This is a genomic window from Bacteroides sp. AM44-19 (assembly GCF_003603395.1).
GTDB classification, from domain to species: Bacteria; Bacteroidota; Bacteroidia; order Bacteroidales; family Bacteroidaceae; genus Bacteroides; species Bacteroides uniformis.
Window position 1 is genome coordinate 225,378 of record NZ_QTNB01000003.1, and the last position, 16,008, is coordinate 241,385.

Genomic DNA, 16,008 nt, shown 5'->3' on the forward strand with positions numbered 1-16,008 from the left:
AAATTAATTAATAACCCGGGTTCTGCACCATTAAGGTATTAGCATCCATCTCCGTCTGCGGAATAGGGAACAGCAAGCGGTTCTTGTTCACGTTGCTCTTTCCAATGGAATGCAGGAATTTAATGGCATACTCTCCATTGTTGACACGAATCATGTCGAACCAGCGATGCCCTTCGAAAGCTAGTTCCATGCGGCGCTCATGGATAATCTTTTCACGCATGGTTTCCTGTGACAAGCCCGAAACCTCCGGCAGTCCGGCACGCTTACGTACAATATTCAAAGGCACGGCAGCCTGGTCAGGGCGTCCCATTTCATTCAAAGCTTCGGCCTTCTTCAGCAGGACGTCCGCATAACGATAAATCACGAAGTTGGCAGGATTGGTATTGTATTCCGGAGAAACCGTTTTCGACACCAGAAACTTGCGTACATTGTATCCCGTATTGGAATAAGAGCTTTTGTAAGCCTTACCGTCAAAATCCGGACATCCGGCATAAAGCACGGTCAAATCCTTACGTTTGTCACCGCTCTCATATTGACCCACAAATTCTTCTGTAGGCTGGTTCCAGCCATAACTGCCGGCAACAAAGTCCGAATTACGGGGACCCATGAAAGTAGAAAGCCAGGAAGACTGCGGATTGTTTCCCCAAAAATCATATTCCGTATTGCCCGAATACTGGACCTCGAACAAAGATTCCGGCCCGTTATTGACCAATGCATCGAAATTGTCCTCATACTTGCAGGAAGAAAGGTCATACCCCAAATTTGTTATCTCATCACACAAATCAGACACCTCTTGATAATATTCCGTATGATTAGGAGCCAGCGTCAGATAAATATCTGCCAACATGGCCAAAGCTGCATCTTTGCAGGCACGTCCCACGTTCTCGTCGTCGTAAGAAGACTTGGCAGGAAGCAGGTCAACCGCATTTTTACAATCGGAAATTATCTGAGCATAAGTCTCTTCGACTGTAGCGCGTGCAATGTCTGTCGGTTCTCCCGGATTATAAGGAGCCAAACGCAGTGGAACACCACCGTACAGACGTACCAATACATAGTAATAATGTGCACGGAGAAAATAAGCCTCTCCCAGACAGCGGTTCTTGATTCTCTCTGACACGGCTTCAGCCTCCAGAAGACTATTCAACACAATGTTGCATTGTCCTATCCCCACCCAGGGAGAACGCCACATGTACAATGCCATGCCATTGTCGCTCTGCGTTATGAAGTTAGAAGCTTGTATCGTTTCAAGGCCGTCGGTACCGCCACCGGCACCCACCAGACTGTTACCCGCCACAATATCCAGTGTCCAGATACGCTGGTTGTACATATTGGAAGACTGAAGGGTGCGATAGCAGGCATTGGTCAGAGCAATGGCCACATCATCGGTCACCGTCGTTTCCGGGTCAACCGTATTTTTAGGAGACTTGTCCAGAAAGTCGCTGCAGGAAGCCAGCAGCAATACTGCCAGCATATATAGTAAATTTGTTATCTTTTTCATATCCGAGTCAATCATTAAAAGTTAAAGTTTAATCCTAAGCTGAACGTACGGGAAATGGGGTAACGGTTCTGGTCTATTCCGTTAATACCCACTTCGGGGTCGAAACCGGAATATCCGGTGATGGTAGCCACATTCTCACAAGATAGGGAAAGGCGTGCATTCTCAATCTGGGCTTTCTGTAACCACTGCTTCGGGAAAGTGTATGAGAGTGTGATATTCTTCAAACGCAGATAAGAACCATTCTCCACAAAGCGGTCTGACACGCGTGTATTCTGATTGGGGTCGCCGAACACGGCACGCGGCATCGAATTGCTGGTCCCCTCTCCTTGCCAACGCTTCAGTACGTCGGTAGTCTGGTTATAGGCAGCTGCCATACCGGTATTGTCGATATTGTTGGCATTGTATATCTTATTTCCGGCTATACCTTGTAAGAAAACAGAAAGTTCGAAACCCTTATAGGAAAGGCTATTGTTCATGGAGAACAGCCAACTTGGGTTCGGGTTACCGATGACGGTACGGTCACTATCATTAATGACACCATCGTTGTTCAAATCCCTGAAACGGATATCACCCGGCTCAGCTCCCGGCTGCACGGCATGTGTATTCACTTCAGACTGGTTCTGGAAGATTCCGTCCGTAACATAGCCGTAGAAGACATTAATGGGATAGTCCTTTGCCAGCATCGTTACATAGGAGTTATTGATTTGGTTAATGTAATAAGGAACGTCGCTGTTCAAATCCTTAATTTTATTCTTGTTGTAAGTGGCGGTCAGGTTCGTTTCCCATCCCAGTTCACCGGTAAGATTGATGGTATGCAGACTCATTTCAATACCTTGATTACGTACTTTTCCGGCATTGGTATACGTGGTTGTAGTATCTTCAAATCCCGATGTGATGGGGATAGACGCCTTTACCAGCATGTCTCTCGTCTCCTTCAGATAAGCATCGAACGAGAACATAACGCGTGAATTGAACAGTGAGGCATCAAAACCGATGTTGGTTTGTGCCACCTCTTCCCAATGGATATACGGGTTGGCGAGAGTAGAAGAAACCAGCGCTGTCTGATTGCCGCTCGAAATGCCGAAAGGATATACACTGGTATTGTAGGATGCCAGATAGCTGTAGTTTCCAACACTTGCCTGGCTACCGGTCACACCGTATCCCGCACGCACTTTCAAGTCATTGATATAGTCGTTTTTTGGAAACCACTTTTCCTGAGAGGCACGCCATGCCACAGATACGGAAGGGAAAGTACCCCAGCGATGTTTCTTACCGAAACGGCTGGAACCGTCACGACGAATGGTTGCAGTCAGCAAATAGCGGTCTTCGTAAGAGTAGTTGACACGTGCCATGTAAGAGAGCAATGCCCACTCTGTCTCGTTTCCACCGATGGCATACATTTCCTCGCCATTATCCATTTCGTGCACATTGTCGAACATAAACACATTCTTCTGCGCATTCAGGTAGTCGTTGGTGTTCCATTGGGCAGACATACCGGCCATCAATCCCACACGATGTTTTTCTGCAAAAGTATGGTCGAATAGGAAATAGTTGTCCCACAAATAAGTGAACGACTTGTTATCGCTCTTATAACGTGAAGTCTCCTCTGTGGGAGTGGGTTTCCAGTTATACTTGGGGGTAAAGTTGTCTATGAACCAGAATTTGGCATCGTAGCCGAAAGTACTTTTAAACTTAAGCCATTTGGTAAAAGTAAGTTCTGCCGTCAAGTTGGCCAGGAAGTTATATCCATCAGTCTGACTCTTGTTCAGTTCCGTCGGTCCAATGGGGTTGCGCGTGCTGCCATACCATTCCGAGTTACCATCAGGACCACTCCAACTGCCATCTTCATTCTTCACCGGATAAATGGGGAGCGCTTTCAGCGCATCACCTATATTATAGCTGCCCGACTTCTTCGTATCGGCACTGAACGTAATGTTATTGGAGAACTTCAACCATTTCAAGACTTGCGCATCACTGTTGGACTGGAATGTGAAGCGACGGTAATTCACACTCTTCACGATACCGGACTGATCCAGAAAACCACCGGACACATAATAATGGGATTTCTCGTTACCGCCGGAATAACTTACCGTATAGTTCTGCATCACACCCGTACGGAGCAATTCATCCATCCAGTCGGTACCTGCACCCAATTCAGAAGGATTGGCCCATTCCGGATTAGGATTGCGTCCACTGTTCACCATCATGTCATTACTCAACTCGGCATACTGCGCCGCGTTCAATAAAGAAGGTACGTTCGTAGCATTCTGGAAAGAGTAATTGGCAGATACAGCAAGTTTTCCTTTTCCTTCCGTACCGCGTTTGGTGGTAATCATCACAACTCCATTAGCTCCCCGGGAACCGTAGATGGCTGTGGCCGAAGCATCCTTCAATACATCCAAACGTTCCACATCGGCCATATTTAAGGAAGACAAGCCCAAGTCGGTAGGCACTCCGTCAATCACGACCAGCGGGTCGCAGTTGTTGATAGAACCCAAACCACGAATCTTGATGGATACATTGTCTCCCGGTTTACCGGCATCTACAATCTGCACACCTGAGATTTTTCCCTGGATGGCTTGTCCCAAATTGGATACGGGGGAATCCTTGATATCCTTGTTACCGATGGAGGACACTGCTCCTGTAAGGTCGCTTTTCTTCATGGTGCCATACCCTATCACCACCACTTCATCCAGCATTTCGGCATCTTCAGACAAAACTACCTGAAGCTGTTTCTGTCCCTTCACCTGCACCTCTTGAGTCTTATAGCCTACAAATGAAACGACAAGAGTACCGTTCGAAGACATGTTCAAAGAGAAATCACCGTCAATACCGGTTATTGTCCCATTTGTGGTTCCTTTTTCCATTACACTGGCGCCAATAACCGTTTCACCGGTCTGGTCTTTCACTACACCTTGTACTGTAATTTGCTGTGCGAACATGCACATCGGAAGTAACATTCCTATCAGACAAACCATCATCCGTAGCCTGCTGATTGGCATTTTGTACTTTTGCATAATATAAGAATTTAAAGTTAATAATAAAAACATAAATCACATGTGTCACTCTTTCCGAAGAGGAACAATGCAAATGTATCAGATAAGAGAAGCCAATAGTGGAGGAAAGAGTAAAAAAGTAGTGGTTTACATCATTCAAAAAGGCTTAAACCACTATATATCAATAATATATAAAATTATTACCCAACTAAAAAAGTAGTGAAAATATAAGGGTAAAAGAGACACTTCCAAGCTTCAAAACCCCTATTCTCAGTTCTTCGACTTGCCAATTGTCATCACTTCCTGTTCCAACAAGTCGCGGTCACCGGCAGCCTTGTTGCGAACCTTCGTACGATAGTTATAAATGGTGGTAACAGAATACCGAAGGAACTGGGCTATCTTCACGCTGTCAGTAATGCCCAAACGTATCAATGCAAAGATGCGCAACTCTGTATTCATCCGTTCGCCGGCTTTCAAGGATATTTGCTCATCATCGGCAAGCAGGGCATTGAAGTCTTCTACAAAAGTAGGAAACAGCTGCAGGAAGGTATTATCAAAGTTGGTATAGAATTCCTTTAATTCCCCCTCTATGAATTTAGAAGACTTGATGTTCTTGTAGAGTTCCTCCACATTTCCGGTAGCGGCAATCTTTCCCAGCGACCGGCGGTAATTGTCCATCTTTTCCAAATAGACCGAGCACTGGTCCATATAACGGCCGATATACTCCTCCTTCAGATAGGAGTTTTCGGCAATGCTGTGGTTGGCCTCCTTGAGTTGTGCATTGGAAAGGTGAAGCTCATCATTCAGCTCCTTCAACCGTTTGTTGGCGTCAATCACTTCCCTGCGGGCGGCAGCCACTTTCTTCATCTGCTTGTATACATAAAATATGGCAAGTAACAGAAAAAGTGAAAGCAGGCTGATAGATACCAGTGCCCATTTCATCTGCTCCTGCTGCTTCTCCGTCTTTTGCTGGTAAGCATCATTAATGATGGGAAAGATTTCCAGAATCTCCAGCTTGCGCAACCGGGCATTGCAGGCGGCTGCATCTTCCATACATATCTTTACATAAGAATAGGCACGCTCGATGTCTCCTTCCTGGTAAAGCAGTACGGCGAGCTTGCGTAAAGAGATATATTCACGGACAGCGGTTTTCATATCCGCCATAGCAGAAACAATCAGGTATTCCTTTTCCTTCTCTTTGTCCCCTTTCAGCCGGTAAGACTCTGATAAAGTATAGGCACAAATCGCAACGTCGTGTTCATAGTCCTTCTGCAGCGCCAGATAATCCGTCAGCAAACGGATGGCCTTGTCATATTCATTGCGTACATTATACTGGTCGGACTGAATCAAGGTATGTATCAGAAGATTATCTTTATTGACCAACAGCAACGAATCACGATATTTGTCCGTAAGCTCCGTATAAAGCTTCTTTTCATATGCCGTCACGGCATAATCGGCCATAAGGCCATAGACCGTACGGTAGATATGGTAATAATATGGATGGATATCCACCGGCAACCGGTCTATATGGATATTCCGCATCAAATCCATAACTTCCTTATACATACCGGTCATTCCCAAAACATCTGCTTTATTCATGCGGGCATTGTCTATGTATTCCCGGTTTCCAAGACGTATGGCTATCTGTTCCCTTTCCTCGGCCATGTGCAATGCAGAATCCGTATTGAACGAACGGTACTCATCCAGCAATGTGCCAAGAATGGCAAAACGTTCTTCATCCGGTATCTGTCGATGCAACTGTCTTTTCAGTTCCACCAGTTTCAGCTCTTTCTGCTCCATATATATGGGACGCTCCTTTATCGCCTGGTCCAGTTTCAGCAGCAAAGAATCCGCCCGGCTGCTGTCTGCAGCATGAAGGCGGCACATACAGATGGTGCAAAGACACAAGAATATGATTATATTTTTCATCCGGCTTTCCGATTAGTTAAAGGCAATACTTTTTGAGAATCCTCATGCAAAAGTAATTAAAATACCATAAAAACCTATTCTACTATCATTAAAAGCTCGAAAGCAGAGTGATAAAAAGGCATACTGCAAGCAAAAGAATCAAAATATTGAATTACCTTTACGGAAAATCCAAAGAAAGACCATATCATAATATCATCCGAGCATCATGAATATACACACATTTATTGCCAATTATCAGGAAGCTTTCGGCCAACACGCCGAACTCCCCATCGCCTTTTGGTATTCAGACCGAATGGGGGCATCTACAGAGAAAGTAACCGGTTGTCTCTTCAAATGCATGAAACAAGTCAGAGACGGCAAAACCGTCAGTCTCAGCAACGAAACAATCACCTGCGGAGGAGGCAAGTTCTATACCGGATTTACAGAAATGCCCGAGCGCGTCCCGGGTTTTGTCTCCTTGAAAGAGAAATACAAGAAGACTCCCGAAATGGTGGTAGATTTTGTCAATGAGCTACAGATTTCCAGAACTGACAAAACCTATCTGCATTTTGCCCGCATAGACAAGATACCTTCCTTTGATGAAGTGGAAGGACTGCTGTTCCTGCCAACTCCCGACATTCTATCCGGACTGGCGACATGGACCTTCTTCGACAACAATGCATCGGATGCCGTGGCAGCCCCATTCGGCTCCGGCTGTTGCTCCGTCATTACCCAAACCATCATTGAAAACCGGAAACAAGGGAAACGCACTTTCCTGGGATTCTTCGACCCCTCCGTCCGCCCATACTTCGAAGCGGACTTATTGAGCTTCACTATCCCCATGTCCCGGTTCAAGGAGATGTATCACACCATGCGTGAAAGCTGTCTGTTCGATACACATGCCTGGGGAAAAATCAGGGAAAGGATACAGCTTTCCCAATCAAGGGACGTGCATATCCTCTCCTCTCCCATTTCCTTCCCCATCCTTCCGGACATTTATCTGCAGGAAATCAGAATAGAAGATGCCGCAGCCATCTACCATGCCATCGACACACACCGGGATTACTTAAGAACATGGCTGCCATTTGTGGATAATATGCGCACAACAGCTGATGAAGAAGCTTTTTTACGTCAGGTACTATCTGCTCCTGCCGAACGAAATGAACCTATATTCGGTATTTGGAACCAGCAGCATGAAATCTGCGGACTGATAGGTTTCCATTTCTCCGATTTCGACAACCACCGTACAGAACTCGGCTATTGGCTACTGCCGGAATACCAGCACCGGGGCATCATTACTGAAAGTGTCCGCAAGCTGTGTCTGTGGGCCGTACAAGAAAAAGAGATAAAGCGGATACAAATTCGCTGTGCCGTGGGCAATGCAGCCAGTAACGCGGTACCGGTTCGCCTCGGTTTCATCCATGAGGGAACAGAACGTTGCGGAGAACTGCTGGCTTCTGGAGAATATACAGACATACATATATACAGCATCTTGAAAGAAGAAGTGCTGGCCAACCTCAAACGATAAAATATCAAATTATATATCAACTATTGAAATTATACATGGAACAACAACCTCATCTCAATGACCACAACAAGCAGGAGTACCCTCCTATGCATACAGTCGAAATGAACACATCCTTAATTAATCAACTATAATACAGAGCATTAAAACATATACTAAAAAAATCATAATTGCGCATTTATCTTACGCAAATCAATTTACGCACTCTTTTACGCACCTAAATTTGCGCAAAGACAATAAAAAGAGTAACCCCGAAAAACGAGATTACTCCCTCAAAAAAGATAATGAATAAAGAAGTATCACCATACTTCTCTAGTACTTAAAGAATCATATACAACTTTGAATAAGTCAATCTTACCCATTGTCATATATCAATAAATATCTCATTCATTTTCATATCACGCATATATCTTTCCGAATAAGACATCGGTGAAGGATTGAGATAATAACCCCTACATACGTGAGGCAAACCAGTTTCTTTTAAGCAAGCTTCAAAGAAACTATCAATCAAAGAATTTATGGAAGTATATGAAGAGTTTTCACAGATAAATACTTGTTGCCTATATTTAACCGAAATTTCAGTCACAAAACTTTTTAAAGCAGTAAAATTACGCTGCTCTTTAGTCTTATTCAAATTAACAATAGCAAAGGATAGTAGATAGCCACCATCCATGCAACAACCGAATATTGGAATATAACGGAAATCTTTTTCTATAATATCTGCTTGCAGTTCTTGTATTACTCCTTTCTCTACGCAATCAATATCATTAACTCCTATTAGCACAAATCCATGTCGTAAATATCGCCACATTTTTTTCGCCACCACTTCATCAAATGGAATTAGAGGATTATTATTAGTAGTAGAAATGTTGAATATTTTCTGTATAAAGTTCATAACTAACGTATTAATAATTAATACACATATTCCAAAGTCAGTGTTCTGTAGATGTAATCATGTTCTTTACCTGCAATTAGATGAATATATCTGACTTTCTTAATTAAATTTCCATCTAATTCATATTCATAATGTGGGCTTATCGTACTACTGCCATATCCTGAACCATCTTTATTCCCTCTTAACGCCATTGACGTATTAAGCCCAAACCATTCTGTAAACCCGATATTTTCATCCTTGTATGTTTTACCCGTACCTCCTAAGTTGAAGAAATTTATATTCAAATTGGTATTATTTACAACTTCCGATTCCATATAATATTCCAAATCGTTACTCCAATTTCCACCCCCTTCCATTCTTTCAGACACTATATTTCTTTTTCTCCAAGTAAGCATCATTATTTCATTGTCACCAATACTGTTTGTCCCTCTATGAATTGCTTGTAGTTCTCCATCACGATATATATAATCAGTCGTTTCACAAAAGCCATCATCGCCATACGCTTCTTTTTTAACCACAAAAAATCTATTATAAGATTTACGCTCTAAACTATAATATGTTTTCTCTAACCAACACAAAGGCTTATTTTTATTAGTATCAAACACCTTTCCATTTTTATACCCAGTATAATATATATACTTTTCATCAGAATATTTCCCACTACGAAATGTATATACATGAACATATTTATCATTCCCGTGATAACCGCTTCGTGTTACTTTTACCAAATCGTTTGAAGTATCATACTCAAAATCAAGTTTATAAGAAAAATCTCGTCCACCATAAGATTCAACAATGGCAGATTTTACCATATACTCACCTCTACTATTAATTCTTTGAGCGAATAAATCTCCCATAACACCTATTAAAACAATTATAATAAGTATCTTTTTCATATCCTATATTTTTGCAAAATCCATTTATATACCATGCACTAAAAATTATGCAGCAACACAAAAATAGCCCTACTACCTTAATTACTCTGAATAATTATGAATTAGAGAAACTATTCAGAGTAATATAGTTTCTTATCTCATATAACCATTCTCATATACTTGATATTTATTGGATATATTCATAGCAACCTGAGAAGATTCACCATGAAGACTTGTCATTATATAATCATCTGTAATAATAATGCTATAATAATTACAAGGAATCATTTCTTTACCATTAATAACACAGCCGTACTTATCACCTTGACGTACAATAAATATACCATAAGGATACCCAATCCGATTCAATTGCACATTATCATATCGGCAAGGAACCACATTATTACCATTTTTGTCAAACAGCCCTACCTTACCATTCAATTCAACTTCAAAGAAACCCTGATACACCCCATCATCATAATATATATTATCAAATTCGATAGAAACAAATGGAGTTTCATGTGATAGAAGAACTCCTTTTTTTCCATCCAATTCTACAATAAAAAAATCATTATTACCATCTTCTATCGTACACAAAATCTCATCATAGCGTAACGGCAATATTTCAACTTCATCCACATCATAAATTCCACATTTTCCTTCACATTTTACCAAATTATATTTTTCCGAAGAGGTACGTGCCACCACATTCTCTATTGCAGAATACTCTTTTTCCTTTTCCGCTTTCTTTTTAGTCGAATTGGAAGAACACCCCAATACCCCAAAAAATAATAAAAATGCCATTATCACTCTAAAACATGAAATTAACGACAACAAATAATAGGTATATTTACAGCTACTACCACATAGTACAACTACACTTTTTTTATTCTCAACAGTATTAGATACCACCATTGATTTAAAGAGGTGCGAACTCAACGATAAAAATTTCATTATTTCCATTGAAAAAGATTTATGATTAAATTTGTTAAATTACTCAAAAAGTAAAAGATACCGTACTATAAGCACGGACTGGATTACCTTGCTTATCTAATGCAGGAATAAAGTAAGGTAACAACTTAGCAACACGCAATGCTTCCTTATCAAGATAAGGATGCACACCTTTAACAACCTCAAAATTGGATAATTTACCATCCTCATTTACAACAAACCGTACATCAACCCTTCCTTTAATATTATTTTCTTGCGCCAATGTAGGATATTTTATATTCTTTGCCAAGAAACGAAACAGAGCTACCTTACCTTCGGGATATTGCGGTTCTGTAACCGATTTACATTGGGTATCATTATTCAACAAACTTTGTCTTTCCTCTTTGTGTTGATTTTCCGAAAGAGCATTTTCACGATATTGAAATAATCGGTAAATGATTTGTTCCCGCCCAGAAAAATTAGTTTTTTGTTCAATCCAATTACCATTTGTATCATACTTGTAACTAGCTTTACCACTTATAGTATAATCTTTTCTTTCTATTTTCATTGCCTTTTCTCCCATAGTAACAAGGTCTCTACGATTTTCCAAACGCATATTTCTTTTATAGCTTCCCGTGTATCTAAGAACAGATATTAAATGTCCTTTAGAATCATAAGTGTTCTCATATTTATGAAAATCGTAAATCCTAGGATGTATATCATAAGCCGAATACTCTTCCTCATAAATTAAATTGTCTTTATCATCATATTGGTACTTATATAGAATTTCGGAATTTTTTTTCATCAAACGGCTTATCAACCTTCCTTTATCATCATATACTGATTCTACTTTGGCATCAAGATACTTTCCATTTGCATCATAGGCTTTAATTGTCATAATATTATCATCTATGCCATATTCATACCTAAAAATCCATTGAGCATAGTTCTTTATCTTATAATCAGCTTGTATAACTCTACCATTCGCATCTCTTTTATACGAAACTATTGCACCATATTTTGTTCTAGCTTGCAACAATTTACTTCCATTATACACATAATAATTACCAAGAAAACAGCTTACTGAATTTAAATTATTATCTAAATCCAAACTAACCGACTGTAAAAGAGGTCCATTATACATATAATTAACCGTTGTATTCCTCTCTTTATAACTTACTAATTTTTGCATTGAATTAAAATGAAAAATTGATTCTTTCAACAATCGTCTATCATTTGTATATTGTGATATAGTCATTGAATTTACATTGCCTTCATAATCACTAAAACCATGCATATAAGTTGATATAATGTCAAATTTGTCAAAATCATCAGCCTTATTAGGTAGGTTTTTCCAATAAAAATCATAAGTAATGCCATCCCAACCAGTCATCCCGATTACTTGTGCAGATATTGAAAAAAAAGAGGACAAGGGCATCAAAACAAATAAAAAAATAAAAAGTCTCTTTGCCTCATCAAGATATGAATGATTTACATCATATTTATTCCTGCCATTATTGGGGTATTGAAATACAGTTTGTATTTCACCGTTACAACTATTAGGACAAGAATAGTTTTCTGTCTCTTTGGAAAAAACGTTATTTTCAAGCAAAGTAGCATTTCTTTCAAAAAGCACACATCCGCAAACTTTACAAACTATTTGCAGCTTACCAATCGGAGCATTACATTTAGGACATTGTACATCTACATCTGAAACCTTACAACCACATCCATCACAGTTAAATTGTGCCATAAATTATTTATAGTACACCATGGCTCTAAGAGTACAATTTGAATTAATACCTGGGCATAAAAAAGAAAGTGGAGCCAAAATTCCATTTTATTCCTCTTGATGGGCCTTCGACTGCCTTGTGTGATGAATAAAAAGAAAAACAGCCCCACTTTGACCGTTATATCGAGTTAGGATAATAACAAGCCAAAGGAGAACGTTCTCTTTACTATTCCAAACACACATTAATGAGTTGTCGAAGTTCATCAAAAGTGGAATAATTACGAAACGCTTCCTAAAATATGTCTGTTGCAACTGCAACGATGCAAAAATAGAAAGAATTTAGTAAAGAACATCCTTTTAGAGCTGTTTATTTTTCACAAAGGTAGTGTTTTAAAGCAAGATAAAACACTACACTATATATCTTTGTATCAATCGTTGAACTTGAACAATCTGAAACTTGCAGCCTTTAGAGGTAACAAAACCTTGTTCATTCAGTCGAATTGTCATTTGCGATAGTGTTAATTCCTCTTTTACCATTGAACGAAGCAATGCAACAGCACGCATATTGTTGACGTTATTTTGCGCTTTGGTTCTGTTGGTCTGATTGCTGTGTGCAATTGCCTCATTATGTTTTTTCATTAGATTTTCACTTTTTCCAAGCTGAACACCTCGTTCCTTTTTTGCCTTCAATGACAATCGTGTACGTTGGCTTATCAAGTTGGCTTCATATTCCGCAATACTACTTATAATGTGTAATATCAAGCGATTCGCTTGGGGAAAATCACAAAATGTAATTTCAACATCACTTTCCAATAACTTTGAGGTAAAAGCTACATTACGACTTAATCGGTCAAGTTTCGCCACAATAAGGATAGAATTTGTTTTTCGGCACAGAGCCAATGCTTCTTGTAATTTAGGGCGGTCTGACTTTTTTCCACTTTCGGTTTCCACAAATTCAGCTATTATTAGACCTTCTTTCACAAAAGAATGAATAATATTTCTTTGCGCCTCAATCCCCAGCCCGCTTTTTTCTTGTTTGGTAGTAGATTGCCTCAAATATGCCACATAGTTACCCATAATTCTACTTTTAGTTAATTACTTACAGTTACTAAACGACCATTCAATAAATGTAAGTTACTATCAGAAATAGCTGATTTCACACTTTTTTAATCTCCGCAATACAAGTTCCGCCCATAACCCATCGCATAAGAAACTGTATCAGGTGATAAACCTTCAAACTCGTTTTTATTGGACTTTTCATCTTTGCGTGCATTATATGTCGCCCAACTTACGGCAATCATAGCGTCAAGTTTAGCTTTTTTTTCTGCTCGTGTCTTAACAGCATTTTTTTCCCAACGCCAAGCCGCTGTCAAACACTCCGACCATGTGCGCCCTCTACGTTGGAAATCATTCTTATAAATTCTGTGAGCGTCCTTCATCACTTGTTGTTTATTATATTGTTTCATATCGTCTTCGTTTTAATTACAATGCAAATGTATGACATATACTTAATACATGCAATTTATTTGCGCTAGAAATAGTTAAAAATATGACATTTATTCATTTTATGCCATATAACTCTTATTTTTGCAGTAAAACTATTGAATTATGGAAGAAAAAGAGAAAAAAGAACGAACAGTTATTCATCTTTATATAAAAGAGAACGACACCCACCACTATTTCGGAAGCATAGCCAATGTTTTTGAATATTTTTCGCCTAATATACTTGGGATTTCCTACGGTTCTTTACGAAATTACGGATTATCCAACGAAAAAACTTTTCAAAACTCAAAGTGCATCATTCGAAAAGGAACCCTTTTGTCAAAATCGGGAAATAGGGGCAAAAAATAAATAGCAAACAGTGTGCTACCTAACATTCGGATATATATCCAGTCACTTATATTTCATATAACACATTGTATTACAACAAATTGATAACACCTCACAAAAATCAGATAATAATAAGACACTTTATACCATACTTGTACTTTTTGAGGGCTTTTCAGGCAAAATTTCTTATCAAAAGGTGGTAATAGACATTAGAAAGTCGTATATTTGCATAAACAAAATATACTTATATTATATAGTTGAAAGTAGGTATACTTGGAAGTAATGGTTTGTTAAGGTTACATTGCTTCCTTTGTTCAACTATCAAACCTTAACATCCTAAATAAGTGACACGTACAAGTCACACAATAATATCAACCTTAACATGTACAAAAATGAAAAATTCTCTTTTAAATTGATGATTTCCGTCAATGGTTACACAGAAAAACCTACCAGTAAAGACTACAACAAAATATCCTTTGAAGAAAAGGAAATTACTATTTCTGAATTGGAGCAATTTATAAAACAAGGATATATATTCTCCTGCACATATATTGACAAGGAAATAAAATCCCTCTTTGGTTATAAGAAGAAAGAAAGGGCTTTACATACTAACATAATAGTATTTGATATTGATAATACATTATTATCATTCGATGAATTATTAGTAACATTGAAATATCAGCCAAGCATTGCGTATACCACATTTTCACATATTACTAAAGGAAACAGATATAGACTTCTATACATTTTCAATACACCACTAAATCAAAATCAATATCAGATACTATATGATAATATTATAACAAATATAGAATTAGATAATCATAATAGAGCAATCTACCAATTTTATTTAGGGAGCTACGCAAATTGTAAACTTATAAACAATCTTATCATTTATAATTATGATGATATTTCCATTTCTAACAGTATAAAAGAAAAGCCAACACCATACAATATACAGTTACAAATGGAAAAGAGAGATAAAGTTGTAGTTGAAATAAAGGACCATGAATATATTACCAATTTTTGGAACCTTTCCCATAAAGACTTAATAGAAAAATACAGAGAAAAATATCCATTCTTTGAAAATAATTTGGAAGAAGCCAATGAAGATATTCCATATATTACAATACCTGAAAACTATTGCTGTATCAAAAGATATTGGTTCAAGGAAAAAACAAAACTTAATAATGGTAATTGTGTTTACTCCAATAGAGTATGTAAAATTAAAGACGGGAACGGGCGTAGAAAAAAACTCTTTTTAAATGCTATAGTACGCAAATATATGTACCCACAAATTGAATTTGAACATTTGCTGCACTGTTTAGCCAACGAACTATACTATTACATCAATAACAGCAAGGACCCAATAAGCAAACAAGAATTATATGATATCGCAGAAAATGCATATAATGAAAACATTGACAAATACTCAACAATGATTAAACAACAGCAGACAGAAAAAAGAAAATGGATAATAAACCCTCAATATTGCATCAAATACAATCTTTCAGCTAAGACTGTACGAAATATGGTAAAAGGGAAAATCAATAATGAATTAATTGGCTTATATTATGATTGTTCCAAATCCCTAAAAGAAAATCTATCAACCTTTAAAGCACTGAATTTAAAAGTAGGAAAAAGTAAATTATATGAATGGTGTAAAGAAAACAACATTCCAACCAATATAAAAAATAATCAATCAACTAAAAATACTGTTGGCTTATATCTGTATAACCCTATTTCGGCAATAGCAGGATAGGATTCCACTATAGAAATCCACCCGTTACAAACTATAGGGGGGGGGACTACAAAAATC

At 38.6% G+C, this 16,008-nt stretch carries 12 protein-coding genes; 3 read left to right on the top strand and 9 right to left on the bottom strand.

Annotated elements, in window-relative coordinates; all coding sequences use genetic code 11:
- Positions 1-7 precede the first annotated feature (7 nt).
- The 3 genes from DW947_RS07490 to DW947_RS07500 form a co-directional block, all read right to left on the bottom strand.
- Positions 8-1,498: a RagB/SusD family nutrient uptake outer membrane protein gene (locus DW947_RS07490; protein WP_165859033.1), complete on the bottom strand. Its 1,491-nt coding sequence runs from the start codon at positions 1,496-1,498 to the stop codon at positions 8-10.
- 14 nt (positions 1,499-1,512) lie between these two features.
- Positions 1,513-4,515 carry a SusC/RagA family TonB-linked outer membrane protein gene (locus DW947_RS07495; protein ID WP_009038352.1) on the bottom strand — a complete coding sequence of 1,001 codons (3,003 nt, stop codon included), beginning with the start codon at positions 4,513-4,515 and terminating at the stop codon, positions 1,513-1,515.
- A 249-nt stretch (positions 4,516-4,764) separates the two neighbouring features.
- Positions 4,765-6,423 carry a DUF6377 domain-containing protein gene (locus DW947_RS07500; protein WP_008664452.1) on the bottom strand — a complete coding sequence of 553 codons (1,659 nt, stop codon included), beginning with the start codon at positions 6,421-6,423 and terminating at the stop codon, positions 4,765-4,767.
- 205 nt (positions 6,424-6,628) lie between these two features.
- Between DW947_RS07500 and DW947_RS07505 the strand changes: the two genes are divergently transcribed.
- The gene (locus DW947_RS07505) at positions 6,629-7,930 is read left to right on the top strand and encodes a GNAT family N-acetyltransferase (protein WP_117681135.1); all 1,302 of its coding nucleotides are present in this window, start codon (positions 6,629-6,631) and stop codon (positions 7,928-7,930) included.
- Positions 7,931-8,291: 361 nt separating this feature from the next.
- Here DW947_RS07505 and DW947_RS07510 read toward each other — a convergent pair whose 3' ends face one another.
- The 6 genes from DW947_RS07510 to DW947_RS07535 all read right to left on the bottom strand — a co-directional run bounded on the left by DW947_RS07510 (position 8,292) and on the right by DW947_RS07535 (position 13,825).
- Entirely contained in the window at positions 8,292-8,822 is a 531-nt protein-coding gene (locus tag DW947_RS07510) for a hypothetical protein (RefSeq protein WP_117962548.1), read from the bottom strand.
- Positions 8,823-8,839: 17 nt separating this feature from the next.
- Positions 8,840-9,718 carry a hypothetical protein gene (locus DW947_RS07515; protein ID WP_117962550.1) on the bottom strand — a complete coding sequence of 293 codons (879 nt, stop codon included), beginning with the start codon at positions 9,716-9,718 and terminating at the stop codon, positions 8,840-8,842.
- 132 nt (positions 9,719-9,850) lie between these two features.
- Entirely contained in the window at positions 9,851-10,660 is an 810-nt protein-coding gene (locus tag DW947_RS07520; protein ID WP_117962552.1) for a WG repeat-containing protein, read from the bottom strand.
- Between the two features lie 34 nt (positions 10,661-10,694).
- A complete protein-coding gene (locus DW947_RS21795) occupies positions 10,695-12,380 on the bottom strand; it encodes an energy transducer TonB (protein ID WP_229077959.1) in 1,686 nt (561 codons plus the stop codon).
- A 387-nt stretch (positions 12,381-12,767) separates the two neighbouring features.
- Positions 12,768-13,436 (bottom strand): recombinase family protein, encoded by a 669-nt coding sequence (locus DW947_RS07530; RefSeq protein ID WP_117962554.1) that lies wholly within the window; start codon positions 13,434-13,436, stop codon positions 12,768-12,770.
- Between the two features lie 89 nt (positions 13,437-13,525).
- On the bottom strand, positions 13,526-13,825 hold the full coding sequence (locus DW947_RS07535; RefSeq protein WP_165859462.1) for a hypothetical protein: 300 nt from the start codon (positions 13,823-13,825) through the stop codon (positions 13,526-13,528).
- 142 nt (positions 13,826-13,967) lie between these two features.
- Here DW947_RS07535 and DW947_RS07540 point away from each other — a divergent pair, with 142 nt between their 5' ends.
- Together DW947_RS07540 and DW947_RS07545 are read left to right on the top strand one after the other, a co-directional pair.
- Positions 13,968-14,210 (top strand): hypothetical protein, encoded by a 243-nt coding sequence (locus DW947_RS07540; protein WP_117962556.1) that lies wholly within the window; start codon positions 13,968-13,970, stop codon positions 14,208-14,210.
- A 361-nt stretch (positions 14,211-14,571) separates the two neighbouring features.
- Positions 14,572-15,951, top strand: a complete 1,380-nt coding sequence (locus DW947_RS07545) for a hypothetical protein (RefSeq protein ID WP_117962558.1) — start codon at positions 14,572-14,574, stop codon at positions 15,949-15,951.
- Positions 15,952-16,008 lie beyond the last annotated feature (57 nt).